18 protein-coding genes are annotated in these 16,834 nt (G+C 32.5%); 5 read left to right on the plus strand and 13 right to left on the minus strand.

The window, feature by feature from the left end; all coding sequences use genetic code 11:
• Positions 1 to 7: 7 nt before the first annotated feature.
• The 5 genes from ACTG3Y_RS04055 to ACTG3Y_RS04075 form a co-directional block, all read right to left on the minus strand.
• Complete coding sequence (locus ACTG3Y_RS04055; RefSeq protein ID WP_439151645.1) at positions 8 to 880, minus strand: ComEA family DNA-binding protein; 873 nt, start codon at positions 878 to 880, stop codon at positions 8 to 10.
• Positions 881 to 895: 15 nt separating this feature from the next.
• Complete coding sequence (locus tag ACTG3Y_RS04060; protein ID WP_439151646.1) at positions 896 to 2,521, minus strand: alanine/glycine:cation symporter family protein; 1,626 nt, start codon at positions 2,519 to 2,521, stop codon at positions 896 to 898.
• Between the two features lie 97 nt (positions 2,522 to 2,618).
• Positions 2,619 to 3,647 (minus strand): potassium channel family protein, encoded by a 1,029-nt coding sequence (locus tag ACTG3Y_RS04065; RefSeq protein WP_439151647.1) that lies wholly within the window; start codon positions 3,645 to 3,647, stop codon positions 2,619 to 2,621.
• Complete coding sequence (locus ACTG3Y_RS04070) at positions 3,644 to 3,871, minus strand: PspC domain-containing protein (RefSeq protein WP_439151648.1); 228 nt, start codon at positions 3,869 to 3,871, stop codon at positions 3,644 to 3,646. Before ACTG3Y_RS04070 ends, ACTG3Y_RS04065 begins: the two co-directional genes overlap by 4 nt.
• A 13-nt stretch (positions 3,872 to 3,884) precedes the next feature.
• Positions 3,885 to 5,156: a DUF2851 family protein gene (locus ACTG3Y_RS04075; protein WP_439151649.1), complete on the minus strand. Its 1,272-nt coding sequence runs from the start codon at positions 5,154 to 5,156 to the stop codon at positions 3,885 to 3,887.
• A 129-nt stretch (positions 5,157 to 5,285) separates the two neighbouring features.
• On the opposite strand from ACTG3Y_RS04075, the gene ACTG3Y_RS04080 reads away from it, so the two are divergent.
• From ACTG3Y_RS04080 to ACTG3Y_RS04090, 3 genes are all read left to right on the plus strand, one after another.
• Positions 5,286 to 5,741 (plus strand): hypothetical protein, encoded by a 456-nt coding sequence (locus ACTG3Y_RS04080; protein ID WP_439151650.1) that lies wholly within the window; start codon positions 5,286 to 5,288, stop codon positions 5,739 to 5,741.
• 57 nt (positions 5,742 to 5,798) lie between these two features.
• Positions 5,799 to 6,428 (plus strand): hypothetical protein, encoded by a 630-nt coding sequence (locus tag ACTG3Y_RS04085; RefSeq protein ID WP_439151651.1) that lies wholly within the window; start codon positions 5,799 to 5,801, stop codon positions 6,426 to 6,428.
• 63 nt (positions 6,429 to 6,491) lie between these two features.
• A complete protein-coding gene (locus ACTG3Y_RS04090; protein ID WP_439151652.1) occupies positions 6,492 to 6,899 on the plus strand; it encodes a hypothetical protein in 408 nt (135 codons plus the stop codon).
• Between the two features lie 74 nt (positions 6,900 to 6,973).
• On the opposite strand, the gene ACTG3Y_RS04095 is transcribed toward ACTG3Y_RS04090, so the two are convergent.
• Together ACTG3Y_RS04095 and ACTG3Y_RS04100 are read right to left on the minus strand one after the other, a co-directional pair.
• Positions 6,974 to 7,954: a PLP-dependent cysteine synthase family protein gene (locus ACTG3Y_RS04095; protein WP_439151653.1), complete on the minus strand. Its 981-nt coding sequence runs from the start codon at positions 7,952 to 7,954 to the stop codon at positions 6,974 to 6,976.
• 73 nt (positions 7,955 to 8,027) lie between these two features.
• Positions 8,028 to 9,260 carry an ABC transporter permease gene (locus ACTG3Y_RS04100; protein WP_439151654.1) on the minus strand — a complete coding sequence of 411 codons (1,233 nt, stop codon included), beginning with the start codon at positions 9,258 to 9,260 and terminating at the stop codon, positions 8,028 to 8,030.
• Positions 9,261 to 9,268: 8 nt separating this feature from the next.
• Between ACTG3Y_RS04100 and ACTG3Y_RS04105 the strand changes: the two genes are divergently transcribed.
• Positions 9,269 to 10,537, plus strand: a complete 1,269-nt coding sequence (locus tag ACTG3Y_RS04105; RefSeq protein WP_439151655.1) for an exo-beta-N-acetylmuramidase NamZ family protein — start codon at positions 9,269 to 9,271, stop codon at positions 10,535 to 10,537.
• Here ACTG3Y_RS04105 and ACTG3Y_RS04110 read toward each other — a convergent pair whose 3' ends face one another.
• The 5 genes from ACTG3Y_RS04110 to ACTG3Y_RS04130 all read right to left on the minus strand — a co-directional run bounded on the left by ACTG3Y_RS04110 (position 10,538) and on the right by ACTG3Y_RS04130 (position 14,271).
• On the minus strand, positions 10,538 to 10,975 hold the full coding sequence (locus ACTG3Y_RS04110; RefSeq protein WP_439151656.1) for a hypothetical protein: 438 nt from the start codon (positions 10,973 to 10,975) through the stop codon (positions 10,538 to 10,540).
• 142 nt (positions 10,976 to 11,117) lie between these two features.
• On the minus strand, positions 11,118 to 12,032 hold the full coding sequence (locus tag ACTG3Y_RS04115; RefSeq protein WP_439151657.1) for a glycerophosphodiester phosphodiesterase family protein: 915 nt from the start codon (positions 12,030 to 12,032) through the stop codon (positions 11,118 to 11,120).
• Positions 11,995 to 12,837, minus strand: a complete 843-nt coding sequence (locus ACTG3Y_RS04120; protein WP_439151658.1) for a sterol desaturase family protein — start codon at positions 12,835 to 12,837, stop codon at positions 11,995 to 11,997. The genes ACTG3Y_RS04115 and ACTG3Y_RS04120 overlap by 38 nt, the downstream gene beginning before the upstream one ends.
• 5 nt (positions 12,838 to 12,842) lie before the next feature.
• On the minus strand, positions 12,843 to 13,742 hold the full coding sequence (locus ACTG3Y_RS04125; RefSeq protein WP_439151659.1) for a hypothetical protein: 900 nt from the start codon (positions 13,740 to 13,742) through the stop codon (positions 12,843 to 12,845).
• 37 nt (positions 13,743 to 13,779) lie between these two features.
• On the minus strand, positions 13,780 to 14,271 hold the full coding sequence (locus ACTG3Y_RS04130) for a YkgJ family cysteine cluster protein (RefSeq protein ID WP_439151660.1): 492 nt from the start codon (positions 14,269 to 14,271) through the stop codon (positions 13,780 to 13,782).
• Between the two features lie 65 nt (positions 14,272 to 14,336).
• Here ACTG3Y_RS04130 and ACTG3Y_RS04135 point away from each other — a divergent pair, with 65 nt between their 5' ends.
• Complete coding sequence (locus ACTG3Y_RS04135) at positions 14,337 to 15,041, plus strand: class I SAM-dependent methyltransferase (protein WP_439151661.1); 705 nt, start codon at positions 14,337 to 14,339, stop codon at positions 15,039 to 15,041.
• A gap of 39 nt (positions 15,042 to 15,080) precedes the next feature.
• Here the strand turns inward: ACTG3Y_RS04135 and ACTG3Y_RS04140 are convergent, their stop codons facing one another.
• Positions 15,081 to 16,814, minus strand: coding sequence for a TonB-dependent receptor (locus ACTG3Y_RS04140; RefSeq protein WP_439151662.1), 1,734 nt, complete (start codon positions 16,812 to 16,814; stop codon positions 15,081 to 15,083).
• Positions 16,815 to 16,834: the final 20 nt, after the last annotated feature.

The raw sequence follows: 16,834 nt of genomic DNA on the forward strand, positions 1-16,834 counted from the left end.
ATTTTTTTTACAAATGCAAATATAACTTAATTATCTCGATCTTCTTGACTGGAAAATCTTCAACTTTTGTTAATTCTTCTAAAGATTTAAAGCCATCTCTTAGAGTCCGTTCTTCAATAATATTGTTGGCTACGTCGTAATCTATATATTGTATAGTTACTAATTCATCTCTAGTTGCAGTATTCAGATTGAACTTTTTTATTGATCTTGGTGATTTTACTGTAAAATCATTTTTGATACGCTCAATTACCTCTGGAGATAATCCCCAAACTTCTAAGAGCTCAACATCAGCAATGAAACCACCTCTAAATTTACTTCTGTATTTTATGATTCTTTCGGATAACTTTTCTCCTACACCATAAATCTTCTGAAGCTGACTAGATGTAGCTTTATTTAAATCTATTTTTTGAGCAAAAGTCTTTGGAGTATTATTAGCGTATGAATTGCTAAAAGAGTTGTTTCTAGGTTTGGGATTAGTCACCCAATCTGGAAATTTAAAGTAAGGTGACATTTCTGCTAATAATGAATCTGAAACTTTCGTTATCTGCTGAAACTCCTTTGCAGAATTTACCCATTTATTAGTTTCTCTAAACTTGTGAAGTCTATCTATTTCTTCGCTAGACATCCCTAAAGTGTACCCTTTATAATCCGTTATATAATTTGGGTTAAAAGGATAGATTTTAGGTTTAGAATTTTCAATTTCTACAAGCCTAAGAGAGTCTAATTCACTTCTGAAAGCATCTATTTCATCTTGACTTTCTGGAACTACATCATGAGAAAAATCAACAAAAGAATAAACGCATTGAGCAACAACTATAGTTAACACCAATAAAAATATCCCACTCCGCTGCTTATTTGAAAACTGGAAATGGGATTTCATATGTTTAACTTTCGTTTAAAGAATCTCGTTTAAATCATCTGCTCCATCTTCGATTGCGTCATCCTTAACAGCGATTGCTTTATAATACTTCTTCAATTCTCCTCTAATTATTGGAGATAATAATACAACACCAATAATATTTGGAACTACCATTGCAAAAATCATCGCATCAGAGAAGTTAATTACGGCACCTAAACTAATAGACGCACCTACCACAACAAAAAATAAGAATAATACTTTATATGCCAAATCGGTTTTTTTACCTTTTCCGAATAAAAATACCCAACCTTGCATACCATAATACGACCATGAAATCATAGTTGAGAATGCAAATAATATAACTGCGATTGTTAAGACGATTGAGAAATGCGGAATTACAGAATCGAAAGCAGTTGCAGTAATTTCTACACCCTCTTTTACTTCTACACCATATTCCATAAATGAACCATCAAAATTGGTAATTACAATAACCAAAGCAGTCATAGTACAAATTACAACAGTATCTACGAAAGGCTCAAGAAGAGCCACAATACCTTCTGAAGCTGGATATTTAGTACGAACAGCAGAGTGTGCTATAGCAGCAGACCCTACACCAGCCTCGTTTGAGAATGCGCCACGGCGAATTCCTTGTATCATAACACCTACTAATCCACCTGCTATACCAAGACCAGAGAAAGCTCCTTCAAAAATTAGTGCAAAAGCATCATCTATCAACGTGAAATTTGCTCCTAAAATAATTAAGGCAGCTAACACATATATACCTGCCATAAATGGTACAATTTTTTCAGTAACCTTAGCTATACGCTTAATACCACCAATAATTACGATTGCCACTAAACCTGCCATTACAAGCCCAAAATATAAACCTGCATTAGAAGAAGCTTCTAAGTCAAAAAGTTTTACAAATTGCGCAGCGGCCTGATTGGCTTGAAACATATTACCACCACCAAACGAACCTCCTATAACAAAGATTGCAAAGATTACAGCCAGCACTTTTCCGAATCCTCCCATGCCTTTTGATTTTAAACCTTTGGTTAGATAGTACATTGGACCACCATAAACCGTTCCGTCATCTCCCACATCTCTATACTTAACACCAAGTGTACATTCTGCAAACTTCGATGCCATACCTAATAGTCCCGCGACAATCATCCAAAACGTAGCTCCTGGACCACCAATAGATAAGGCTACGGCAACACCAGCAATATTACCTAAACCTACTGTAGCAGATAAAGCCGCTGTAAGTGCTTGAAAATGTGAAACTTCACCATCAGCACTTTCATCTCTTATTGTTTCGATGATATCTCCACCCTCATTTGGGGTAGAATCTCCATATAAAGTATCAGCACCATGTTTTTCAATATCTTCATATTGTCCTCTAACAACTTTAAAAGCTGTTCTAAAACCTGTGACATTGATAAACTTAAAATAAATTGTAAAGAATAATGCACCACCAATTAAAACAATGAGTACCCATGGAATTTTGTATGTTTCGGAGAATGGAATTTCGTAAAATATTCCATCCACAAACCAACCTGTATAATCTTTGAAAATTCTATCAATTTTTTCTGATGTTGTTTCTTGTGCAAAATTTAAAAACGGTAAGAGTAATGCAAAAAATGAAAGAAGATATTTCTTCATGAGTTTAGTTATTAGTTAGTGTTTTATATTTAAAGTCGACAAGATGCTAAAAAAAATTGAGTTTTTAAAGTTAGTGACGTTAAAATGGTTTTAAAACCTAAGCAATATCATACTCCGTATTCAGCTTGTGAATTTGTTCCGGTCGTCCTAAAACAATTATTTTTGACCCAGGAACTAGTCTTGTGCTCGCTTCAGGATTAACAAGATATTCACCATTTTCATCCTTAAAACCAATTACAGTACAACCTGTTTTTTTTCTTAGATCTAACTCTCTAATGGTTTTGATATTTTTAGTGTCGTAAAGCTGTTCTACTTTTACCTCCTCTACATTTATATTTCTTTCACCTACAATACCCAAATTATCAATAAATTCAATTAAATCTGGTATTACAACTAAAGATGCCATATGATCACCACCTATTCTGTCTGGTAGTATAACATTATTTGCCCCAGCTAACTTTAATTTGTTATAGGAAGTTTCCTGAGATGCTCTACTTATAATAGTCATTTCACCATTTATCTGTCTTGCAGATAATACCACAAATAAATTATCTGCATCGCTAGGCAAAGCGCTTATTAGAACACTTGCACGCTCTACACCAGCCTCGAACAACGTATCATCTTCATTGGCATTACCACAAACAAAAGGCACGTCTTCTTCACTAAACTTTTCTATAATTTCCTTATTGCGCTCTATTATTACAAAAGGTTTTTTATATGCTAATAATTTGCGAGCGGCTTGCTTGCCATTACGCCCAAAGCCACATATAATGATATGGTTAGACAAGCCTTCAATTTTCTTTTGCATTTTGCGTTGTTTTATGTCTTCTAAATTATTTTTACTAAGGATGTATTCGGTTATTATTGAAATGGCATAACCTACTATAACTACACTAGATAATATTAAAAAAACTGTAAATATTTTGGCATTTGCATCTAGTGGTTTAACTTCTTCAAAACCAACAGTGGTGATCGTAATCACTGTCATATAAATTGCGTCTATCCAACCATAATCTGCAATTAATCTAAAACCGATTACACCAATACTAAGCACAAATATTAACAATAATAGCGCCGTATATATTTTGGATTTAAATAATTTGAGTAAAGGGTTTTTTACTTTCATAAATCAAAAACTGACGATCGTTTAGTGTAAATAATATCTTTAATTCGCATCCAGAAAGCTAAGAATAGATATAAGGCAAAACCAAAACCTACAGTGACAAAGGTAAGATACATAAAAGACGTTCTTACTATTTTAGCTCTAATTCCCAAACGGTCAGCTATTCGCTGACACACGTAATAACCTCTTTTCTGAAAATATAGTAGTAAGGAGTAGAACCAAGTCATGGTTGCAATTTACTTAATTTTTAACAATCAAACTATTACCAAGAGCACATTGTAGGCATTTATTTTTATCACAATAGTTTTGTTTTAATTCTAAAAGAGCTTGCGAATTTAAAGCGGTCTTTTCTATTGCTTTTAAATCCAAAAACTTATTCACTACAGAATTATTCTCAATCTTAATTTCCGTAATTAATTCAAATATTTGTTCATCTTTAGATTGTCCTAGTGACTTTGCATAAGCAAATTTTAAAGGTATAATGGTATTAATAATCAGTAAATCTATAAAGGTTTTGGTAAGTAACTTTTTTGATGTTTTTGATGTTTTCTCAAACGTATAGTGTGTCATCCAATACTCTGAAACACCATGGCTAAATAATGCATATAAATCATCTAACTTTGATATGGTAATAATCTTAGAAAAAAGGTTGGGCTCAACAGTATATAATCTTGCAAATTGTGATAATCTAATGGTTGGAAAATTTGGTGGTCGTAATCTAAAAAATTGTATTGGTATGACACCTTGGTTATTCAATCTGAATTTTTGTTTAAGAAATGAAAAGTACTCCTTCAATTCCTTAAAATAAGTATCTTCTTTATTTTCATTAAGCAAACCAGCCTGACCAAATAACAATGCCTCCATTTCAATGGTATTGTTTTGGAGTTTTCGTACAACTGAGAAATCCAGAGAGTTTGCTATGCTCAAGAAAGATTCGCCATTAGCTTTTAAACCAAAGTTTTTCAATAACATCTTAAACATTACTTCTTCCCAATTATTTTGAGAGCTTTTTAATAATTGTTCGATGTCCTTAGATTTACGTTCTAAGCGCTCTATAAATATGCGTTCAAGCCAACTATTGAGAATAAAATCATCAATAGCTGGAAAGTCTGCTTCGCAATTTATCCAAGACTTTGAAGCTAAAAGCGACTTATAGTTTTTTAATAAATCTATATCTGTATAACCCTTTAATTCTAGAGTAGGAATTTTAGAATTATCGCTTCTGAATATTTCAGAATCGTGCTCCCAAACGACGTGGAGAATAACATTATCATAAGCTTTATCCGTTTCATGATTATGAAGATACCAGTCTGAAGATTTAAGATGTATTTCTAAATTCCCAGCCCAAAGTTGATCATCAATAATCAACTGAGCATTGAAAAAATCTGGTCCGGAATTGTGGTTATGAAGTCCTAAATTTTTTACTGTAATAGCCTCACCTTCTGTAGTCTTTAATGATACAGTAGAAAATGCTTTATGTTTCCAGACGTAATGAAGAAAGTCTTCTTGCATTATTCGAAAATAAATATTTGAATTTTAAATAAAAAACATCGGGAATAAAAATTAAAAAATAGGTAGTTCTACGCATAAAAACATATTGATTTTATGCTTAAATTGTCTGTAGATCAAAACCTTAACATTATGCGCTATTTTGCCTTAAAACATGATTTCCAGGAATTAAAAGAACGTCAACGTGTTATTAAGCGTTTGACTAGTTTAAAAGAAGACTTAGATAACAGAATCCCAGAAAAAATATTTAATGAAAATGTACTAATAGCCACTTGGAATATTAGAGACTTTGATTCTAATCAATATGGTTATGGACCTAGGACTAAAGAAGCATTTTTTTATATGTCTGAAATTATTTCAAGTTTCGATTTGGTTGCCATCCAAGAAGTCAATGAAGACCTCTACGCTTTTAAACGGCTTATGTATGTTATGGGTGATCAGTGGTATTATATAATGACAGATGTTACCGAGGGACGCTCTGGTAATGGCGAACGTATGGCATATATTTATGATACCAACCGTGTGTCTTTTGAAAAGATTGCTGGTGAAATTGTATTAACTAAAAGCCAGCTTATTAGTGAAGAATAACAATTTGCACGAACGCCATTTTTAGTTGGTTTTCAATCTGGCTGGTTTAATTTCAAATTGTGTACGGTTCATATCTATTTTGGATCTGACTCAGGAACAAAATTAAAACAGCGTATTGAAGAAATAGACACTATTGCTGCCAATATTAAAAAACGAGCTAAACGTTATAATGAAAACTTAATCTTATTAGGTGATTTTAATATTTACAGCCCAGAACATAAAACTATGAAAGCCTTAAAAAAGCATGGTTTTAAAATACCAAAAGGTATTGAAGATAATCCATCTAATATGTATCAGACCAAACACTACGACCAAATTGCTTTTATGGAGAAAAAAGGTGAAGTCATCCACGGTAAAAAACCTAATAGTGCAGGCGCTTATAACTATTACAACCGAGTTTTTAGTACACGTCAGTTTAAAGACTATCAAGAAGTCGTGAAGGCTAATTTAGAACATAAAATCGAAGAACAAAAAGTAAAAAAAGCCAAGGAAACCACGGCAGAAAAAAAACAAAAACGCCAAAAATCTATTGATGATTTTAAAGCTATTCTAGCAAGTGAAATCAAACAGAAAGAGTACTACAAAAAAGAATGGCGTACGTTTCAGCTTAGCGACCATTTACCAATGTGGACTGAACTTAAAATAAATTTTAGCTTAAGTTATCTGGAAAAAATCAAGAATGAATAGCGATTGTTAATTAACTTGTTTATTTAAAGGGTTTTATATAATTTTAGTTTAAAATTTATGGCAATGAAAAAACAACTTTTACTTTTATTCGCTTGTGCAACCATAATAAGTTGTGATACAAGCGATGACGCAGACATTAATGTATCTGGTATTGATCCATTAATTGGTACATGGACCTTACAGAATAGATTACTTAATAACGAAACTCCTTTAGCCATTGACGAAGAAGTTTTAAATATCACAGATGATAATAGCCTGAGTAATTATAAAGGCAACTATGAATTGATTACTACTGGAAGCGAAAATGGTGCATTTAGCTTAGATACTGAGTTTGCAACAATTACTTTTACAGCAGAAAATAATGACGAAACCACCTATCGTTTCTATCTTAATGGTATTACATTACAACTGTTTATAACTCTAGAAAATGGTGATGAAATTATGGATCAATGGGTAAAAACTATTGATTAAATTATTTCACAATATTTAAAAAAATAAAATCCTGAGTTGTCTCAGGATTTTTTATTCTATTTGATTCTAAATTCTTAATCGATATAGCCCATTTTTCGCATCCATTCGTCATTGAACATTTTACCTACATATCTACTGCCATGATCATGAAATAATACCACAACAACATCATCTGGTTTGAAATGTTCTTTTAATTGTAAGACTCCTTTAATCGCTGCTCCAGCAGAATTACCTAAAAACATCCCTTCTTCCTTAGCCAATTTCTGTGTATAAACAGCTGCGTCTTTATCAGTTACTTTGGTAAAACCATCTATAATATTAAAATTGACATTTGCTGGCAATATATCCTCTCCAATTCCTTCTGTGACATAAGGGTATATTTCATTCTCGTCAAAAATACCTGTTTCGTGATATTTCTTAAATACAGAGCCATAGGTATCCACTCCCCAAACTTTTACATTAGGGTTTTTCATTTTTAAATAACTACCAACACCAGAAATGGTTCCTCCAGTACCAACTCCAACAATAAAGTGTGTTACTTTACCATCTGTTTGCTCCCAAATTTCTGGTCCTGTGGTTTTAAAGTGAGCTTTGCAATTGCTTGGATTATCATATTGGTTGACGTACCAAGAATTTGGAGTTTCTTCACCCAATCGTTTAGATACAGAATAATAACTTCGAGGATCGTCTGGCTCTACGTCTGTTGGGCAAACAACAACCTCTGCACCAACAGCACGCAGAATGTCCATTTTCTCTTTTGATTGCTTGTCACTTATAACAAAGATGCACTTATAACCTTTAACAATGGCTGCAAGAGCTAAACCCATCCCAGTATTTCCAGAAGTTCCTTCTATAATTGTACCTCCAGGTTTTAATCTACCATCAGCTTCAGCGTCTTCTATCATTTGTAAAGCCATTCGATCTTTGACCGAATTACCTGGATTAAAAGTTTCGTATTTAGCTAGAACAAGGCATGGTAATTCTTCTACCATTTTATTCATCTTTACTAATGGAGTATTACCAATAGTACCTAATATATTCTCTGCGTATTCCATAGATTTTAATTGCGATGCAAATTTACAGCAATTCTATGGTATTGAAAATAATATCTGAATTGATTTTAGTCTATCAATCAAATCTAATCGCCTTAACTGGTGAGATTTTTGAAATAATAATTGACGGAATTAAGAGCATTAACAAGCATGCTAGAAACGTTCCTAAATTGAGCAGTATTATATAATCTAAGCTCAAATAAACTGGTGCTTCCGTAACGTAATAGGTGTCTGGGTTTAGTGGGAAGAGCTTTAAGTACTTCTGAGCAAACAATAAACCTAAGCCTATAATATTTCCCCATAGCAACCCTAAACCGATTAAATAAGAGGCATTATATAAAAACACTTTTCTAATACTCCAATTAGAACTACCCAAGGCTTTTAATATACCTATCATAGTTGTACGTTCTAAAATAAGTACCAAAAGAGCAGTAATCATATTTATACCTGCCACAATAATCATTATAGCGATGATTCCGTAAGTATTATTATCAAATATTTTAATCCATTCAAATACTGTATAATATTTTTGATTGATTGGTGTGGCGTTTAATAACGACGGAATTTCCTTGTAGACTTCCGTATATATTGTTTCGAGTTCTGAAAAATCTTCAATGAATACCTCAAAACTACCCACCTGATCTTTATCCCACTTATTAAGACGTTGAACATGTCTTAAATCAGCAATACAAAATTTCTCATCCAACTCCTGAAATCCAGAATTATAAATTCCAACGATTTCGAAATTTATGATACGAGGCATTTTATTTAAATTCTCACCGAATAAGGTTTGAAATTTATCACCAACTTTAAAACCTAATCGATTCACTAAGTATTTAGAGATTAGAATTTCTTCATTGCGTCCCTTAGTAAAATCTGGTAATCGTCCTTCTATTAAAAAATCATGAAAATAGTTCCAATTATAATCTGCTCCAACACCTTTTACAATCACACCTTCAAAATCAGTTTCTGTCCTTATAACTGCAAATTTGGTTGCTACACCTTGTATATGACGAATACCTTCTACACTATTAAACTCTGGATAAAAGTCTTGATTTGTGGTGATTGGTACCTGAGATTCGTCAGAAGCGTTGGTATCATAATTAGTAATTTCTATATGGCCGTTAAACGCCACAACTTTATCTCTAATTTTCTGTTGTAGTCCAAGGCCTGTGGCAATGGCAATAAGCATAACAACCACACCAATAGCAATTGCAGCGATACCAATTTTAATAATTGGTGCCGAAACACTACTTTTATACGTTTTATTGCTAATAATACGTTTAGCTATAAACAGCTCAAAATTCAAACCTATATATGCGTTTTAAGGTATTCAAAAATACGTTTTTCCCAATAACTATTGGGATTGTTTTGATAGCAATTTCTTGTGGTTCTAAAACGAAGAATGATCTCTCTTCTAATGATGAGATCCCGAAACTAGTTCAGGATGACAAAAATGTCATTGTAGGTGCTAATCAAACTGAAGACTATCTGCCTGTGCTTAATGGAAAACGCGTGGGTATAGTAGCTAATCAAACTTCTGTGATTTTTAAAAGCGAAAATCAAGAGAGGAATAATGATACCCAATTTTATACGCATGTAGTAGATTCATTATTAGCGTTAGATATAGATATTAAAAAAGTATTCTCACCAGAACATGGTTTTAGAGGAAAAGCTGATGCTGGTGAACTAGTAAAAGATGGTGTCGATACTAAAACTGGTTTACCTATTTTTTCATTACATGGCAAACATAAAAAACCAACCAGGCAACAATTAGAAGATTTAGACGTAATGATTTTTGACATTCAAGATGTTGGTGTTCGTTTTTACACTTATATTTCTACATTACACTATGTGATGGAAGCTTGTGCGGAACAAGATATTCCACTACTAATATTAGACCGTCCAAATCCGAATGGCAACTATGTTGATGGTCCAGTATTAGAAAAAGAGCACAGTAGCTTTTTGGGCATGCATCCTATTCCTTTGGTTCATGGCATGACAATTGGTGAATATGCCAGGATGGTTAATGGTGAAAAATGGCTAAGCAATGGTGTAACTTGCAATATCACAGTTATTGAAATGAAAAATTACAATCACAATAGCTTTTACAATTTACCAATTAGACCTTCGCCGAATTTACCAAACGATCAGTCTATTATATTGTATCCAAGTTTAGGTCTGTTTGAAGGCACTAACATAAATGCAGGTCGTGGCACAGAATTTCAGTTTCAACGTTATGGTGCGCCATTTTTAGATGAGACACATTATTCGTTTAGCTATACTCCAAAATCCAATTTCGGTTCTAAATATCCGAAGCATAACAATGACGTATGCTATGGTGCAGATTTATCTAAAGTAAACACTAGAAGGCAATTTACACTTAAGTATGTTATTGATGCTTATAAAAATGCTAAAGATAAATTTAAAGTATTCAACACTGCTAACTTTACAGTGCACGCCGGAACTGCAAAATTACAGCAACAAATTGAAGCTAGGCTAAGTGAGTCTGAAATTAAAAGGAGCTGGCAAGAAGACTTAGAAAGTTATAAGAAGACGAGAACTAAATACCTAATATACAAATAACTAACGTTCTTCATTTTCGTTTGAGGCAATTTTTGTTACTTCAGCAACTACTGGCTTTTCAGTCTGTACTTCTAACGGTTTTTCTTTTGGAATATCTTTTAAAATGTGAATCACAAAAACGATACGCTTTGGCGATTGCACTGCCACTAAAACATGCTTTCCTACAGTGAGTTTATTTAAAGGTAATTTATAAGATGTTGTATCTATGTAAAAATCAAATTCTCTCCCATAGTTTTTATTTATAGAATACAGATAACTAATCTTATTTTTACTTTTAAGAATTAAAGTGTCTTTGGTTTTATTTAAATCATGAAATAATCCAGCTGCCTGAATATTTCTGTTCTTATCTATTTTGGCATAAGATTCTTGTGCCTGAAGTGAAAGTCCTAAGAGTAAAAGAAGGATAACGACTAAACAAATTCTGATTAAATTTTTCAAATAAAAAAACCATTAAGTTAAACAATGTGTGTCTAAGCCTAACAGTAATTAATTAATCCAAACCAAACATAATTGGTTTTATTTATAAAAATGTAATTTACTCCACTAACTACAATTTTTATAGAGGAAATACGTATTTGTGTTAATAAGTCTGTTGATAACCTTGATTTAAAACCATTTCTAACAACTGATCTGGATAGTCCGAAATAATACCGTCTACATGCCATTTTAGCATTTGTTCCATGTCTTCTTTGGTATTTACTGTACAGGGAATAATGAGATAGTCTTTGGATTGATATTCGCTTATAATATTTAAATTCAATAATTTATAACACGGACTAATAATCTCTGGTTGATAAGAAAGCTGACTTAGTTTCTCTTTAATAGTTTCTCCTTCATGTATAAGCAATGCCACTTTCATTTTAGGTGATTGCTTCTTTATTTCCTCCAGAATTACCAAATCAAAAGACTGAAGATTGACTCGATTGAACATCTCATTTTCGATAATTTCATCTAATACAATCCTTACATTCGCTTTAGGATGTGGAGTATAAATTCCATAGTATTCTGGTTTAGATTTTATTTCGATATTAAACCTCACATCTGAATGCATAGCTTTTGTTAATTGGAAGACTTCAGCTAATAACGGCTTATAAGTTTTCAGCTTTTTCTGTTCTGGATAAGATGGATGAGTTTTAGATCCACAATCGAACTGTTTTATTTCTTTATGAGTCATTTGATATAAATTATACTTCATATCCATAGCTTCTGGTATTTCTTCGCCAGAAGGATTATAACAAATAGTTCTACTTATAAATGGTTCATGCGAGACTACAACCTGATTATCTTTTGTTATAGCTATATCTAGTTCTAGCGTATGAACCCCAAGTTCAATAGCTTTCTTAAATGCTGTCAACGAATTTTCAGGAAACAGACCTCTGCAACCTCTATGGCCTTGAATATCAATTTGTGATTTAGTACTGCAGCTCATAAAGACAATAAGACTAAATAAAACAATTTTATTTCTCCAAATCCGCAGAGAGTGTGGGTTTTTCATATTTTTGAAAGGGCTGTTTCAATAAGTCTTTGATGTTACTATTTTTTACCTCATCTGGAAAGACATCAACTCCATACACCAATTTTTCACGATCCATGTACATATATGTACCAAAAATTCTATCCCAAATACTAAATATGTTTCCATAGTTAGAATCTGTATAAGGCAGTCGGTAATGATGATGCGTTTTATGCATATCTGGAGACACAATAAAGTAGCTCAAGGTTTTATCTAAACTTTTAGACATTTTAATATTGGCATGTGTAAACTGTGTAAAAATGAGCGACATCGCTTGGTATAACATAATCAATGCTATTGGTGTCCCTACTATGAAGACTCCTAATAATGTAAATGTAAACCTAATTAGGCTTTCTATAGGATGATGTCTATTTGCTGTTGTCGTATCTACCTTATGATCTGTATGATGAACCAAATGCACCATCCAAAGAGGTTTTACTTTATGTTCAACGTAGTGCGCTAAATATGCACCAAAAAAATCTAATAATAAGACACCTAATAAAGCGTATAACCATAGCGGCATTGTTGGTAACCAATTTAAAATTCCGAATTCATTCTTAACGACCCAATCCGCACTGCCTAATAACAACCATGCTAATCCAAAGTTTATAACGATTGTTGTCAGTGTAAAAAACAAATTAGGAATGGCATGTTTCCATTTTTTGTAATTAAACTTAAAAAGAGGAATACCTCCTTCTAGTAACCAGAAAAACGTCAAACCACCTACCAGAATAAGACTCCGATGTGAGGATGGAATGGTTTCGAAATAATTAATAATAGTTTCCAAATAACTTAAGAATTAAGATTAATAATCAAATTAGATTTCCTCAAATTTACTAAAGAAACTTTTGACCTCCATTCTATAGCTTTATTTTCGTTCTTTAAAATTTTATGTGCCGTAAAATATAAAAATGCTATTAAAGGCGCATTACTGTTTTCAATGGTATCGGCATCCATTCTCCTTAATTGGCGAAGCACTCTTTTAGGTCGTTTTAGAATTAAATCTTCCTGAATTTTAAGTAAGTCACACCTTTGCTGCAGTATCAAGCGATCTTCTTCTTTTTCAGATTGAATAAATCCTACAGCTTCTTTAAGATAGATATTTGATAAGTCAATAATCTCTGGTCTAATCTTTTTGTTGGTATATAATGAAAAGTCTAAATATTTTGAAGCTAAATAATAGGCCGAATAGAAGTCTTTCTCATCCATATAGTTTTTCAATTCAGCAAAAACATAAGCAGTATTAAGGGAATATTTTTCAATCAGTTTGGAAATATTCACAAAATCGAATGACGACATGGAAACATTAATAATATTTCCATTTACATCCATTATTTTAATACTATCATCATTGAGCTTATCTATATAGCTTTGTTTTCTTTTACCTTTGACTTCGTTATAAAGGTCTTCATATTTATATTCATTTACTATAACCGGAACAAAATGCTCCCAAATTAATGGACTTAGTTTTTCATTAGTGAACAAATCTCTAATATAAATAGTATTCCCTTCATCGTCATTTACAAAAACCGGATATTGATACTGAGTCGTTTCTTCCCATACCATAAGTATCATTTTATTCTGAACAAATGCCAATTTTTTTGCAATATCCAGAGATGTCATCCATTCTTGAGAATGACCTATTTGAACAATAAAAAAAAAGAAAATGGTTTTTATAATTATCTTTTTCATGCGCTTTTTTCTCAATTTATTCATCAAAAATTGTTCTTTAATTAATTCTTCGTTTCATTTCCTCGACAATATTAAAGGCGGCCGGACAAATAGCTATATTCTTTAAGGTGAGACTAGATATTTGCTGAAATTTTTTACGATCTGTATGCGGAAATTCTCTACACGCTTTTGGCCTCACCTCATAAATTGAACAATAATTATCTACACCTAAAAATGTGCATGGTACTGAATGTAATACATAGTCATTCTCTTCATCTAATCGGAGATACGTTTCAATAAATTGCTGCGCTTTCATTTTAAAATGTTTAGAAATACGCTGTATATCCTTATCTGTAAAAAGTGGTCCTGTGGTTTTACAGCAATTAGCACATTGCAGGCAATCTGTGCGCTCAAATTCATCGTTATGTAATTCTTGCATAAGATAATCCAATTGCTTTGGCGGCTTCTTTTTTAGCTTCGCAAAAAACGATTTGTTTTCCTTATGCTTATCTTTGGCACGCTTAGGAAGTTTATTGATTTGGTTCTGCATATAACAAATTTAGTTAAAGTTCTTGATACTATAGGGATAAAATAAAAACTCATACTTAAAAATCCATGTTTAAAGACCTCTTCGGAAAAGCATTATTAGATTATCAAAACGGTAATTATTCTGAAGATATTCTTACCTGGACCAATATCTCAGATAAAGATGTATTACCACTTCCCTATTTATTTAGAAGTTATACTGAAATGCCACTATTAGAACAACATGCCCTAAAACTTGCTAAAGGAACAATCTTAGACGTTGGTTGTGGTGGTGGCTCACATGCCTTATGGCTTCAAAACCAAGGATTTATGGTTAAAGCTATAGACTCATCTTTTGGTGCTATAAAAGCGGTGCAACAACGAGGAATTTTACACGCAGAACGTAAAGCATTATTAGAGGAAACTAAACAATTTGACACCATTTTACTATTAATGAATGGCACAGGAATTTTTCAGGAACTATCTCAAGTCTCCAGGTACCTGAACCATTTAAAATCTCTACTTAAACCTAAGGGACAGGTACTTATAGATTCTTCTGATATTTCATATATGTATGAAGATGAAGATGGAGGTACATGGGTAGATTTAAATAGTGGTTATCTTGGTGAACTTGACTATTTTATAAGTTACAAGGGAGAAATAGAATCACCGATGAAGTGGCTCTATTTAGATTTCGAAACATTGCAAACAGCATGCAGCATTATAAGTCTTGATTGTGAAAAAGTAAAAGACGGTGACCACTACGATTATTTGGCAAGACTCTCTCTTCAATGAATGTGAAATCCTGAAATAAATTCAGGAAGACACTGCGTGTCAAAAATCAAATTGATAGGTCGCTCCTGCTAACACCTGAATACCTTGTACAGGGAAATTTAAATAACGCTGATAATCTTGATTGAGTAGATTGTTCACTTTACCAAAAACAGATAACTGGTCGCTTATCTTATATCCTAAATGTGCATTGATATCAAAATAACTATCTAAAGTTGCTGAAATTGGCTCAACAAAAATTAAAGTTCCTGTAACGTCTTGTCGATCTTTTCTTTCACCAACAAAGAATGCACTTGCACCAGTATACCACTGTTCTGAAATTTGAAAATCCATAAAAATTGAGCCCGTTACATCTGGTAAATTCCATGCTTCGTCTTGCTCATCCATGCTATAATTAAAATACTCTCCTTTAATACCTAAAGTGAAATTTCTGTTGACATCAATATTTAATTCTCCAGCTACGGAAAAGGTAGTTACATCATCGTATACAATATCAAATGAATTACCGTATTGGTAATCTTCTAATTCCACAACATCTGTACTTATAGAATTTGCCTTGTAGAGCGCTTTATTTTCTTCGGCAAAGTAATTACCCTTTATATTATAGCTTACATTATTAGAGAGCTTTCCTTTTAATCCAATGAAACCATTATAACGTTGATCTGTAGGGGCTATAAATAACGATGGTGCAACAAATGGATTTTCATTAGCAAAATCGTAATATGAGTTTTGTATTAATCCGCCTTTTATACCACCATATGCAATGACTATTTCATCAATTAAACGATACGTTGCTTCAATATTTGGGTATATAAAAAACTTGTTTTCATCGAACTCGGTATCATTTAAATACACCAATCTTAAACCTAAATCTACGGTTAGATCATCTTGTTTTAACTGATACGAAGGAGCTAAACCAAATGTTATATTACCATATTTTAATTCTTCATTAGAATTTAAAGAAGTATCAAAACTACCTCCTAAGTAATCGATATAGAATTCTGTGCTTAAGTCCTGATCTTGAATAGGAATATCAAAACTGGTTTTAGCAATAAATCTATTTTCACCAGAATCTTGATTATCACCAAATCGTCTAAATCTTACACTTCCGTCATTTACTAAAGCATCTTCAAAATTTAATTTACCACCAATGTTAAAACTATTGAATGTATGACTTGGGTCAATATCATTTATTTCAGAATCGGTATAAAAATCCTCTGGTAAACCATACCAGTTGTAAGATTGTAAATCGAAACCTGCATCAATCTTCCATGAAAAATCTCTTAACTTCTGTGAGTAATGAGTATTGAGACTTGTTTTAGAAAAATTATTATCCAATACTACATCGTCTATGCCTCCTGCAGATGAATGATGACTAAAATAACCGCCTACATTTTCAGTACTACTCAGTTCATGATTTAAATACACTTCACCCAATATCGTGGTGTAGGTACCTACACCCAATGACGCATAATTATCATATAATTTTACTGCGCTAGCTTTGTCTACTGTCGCTGCTTTTCCTTTAGCCGGCGTAAATGTTGATGCCACAGGAATTGAAAATATATTATACTTCACTGCTTTCTTTTTCACTGCGTTAGAATCATTCAATTTTGGTGTATCCTTTATTTTAAAGGCATCAGAAATTGTAGGAGTATATGGCTTTACCACATTAACCACCTGATCGTCTATAGTATCCTTGGTTCTTTCTTGAGCATTTATAAAAGAAAGAGAAACCGATATGGTAAGAATAAAAATTAAAAACTTGATTTTCATTTTATATGTTTTGATTGTAC

Origin of the sequence: Winogradskyella sp. (assembly GCF_965656915.1) — a bacterium.
In the GTDB taxonomy this organism is placed as follows: Bacteria; Bacteroidota; Bacteroidia; order Flavobacteriales; family Flavobacteriaceae; genus Winogradskyella.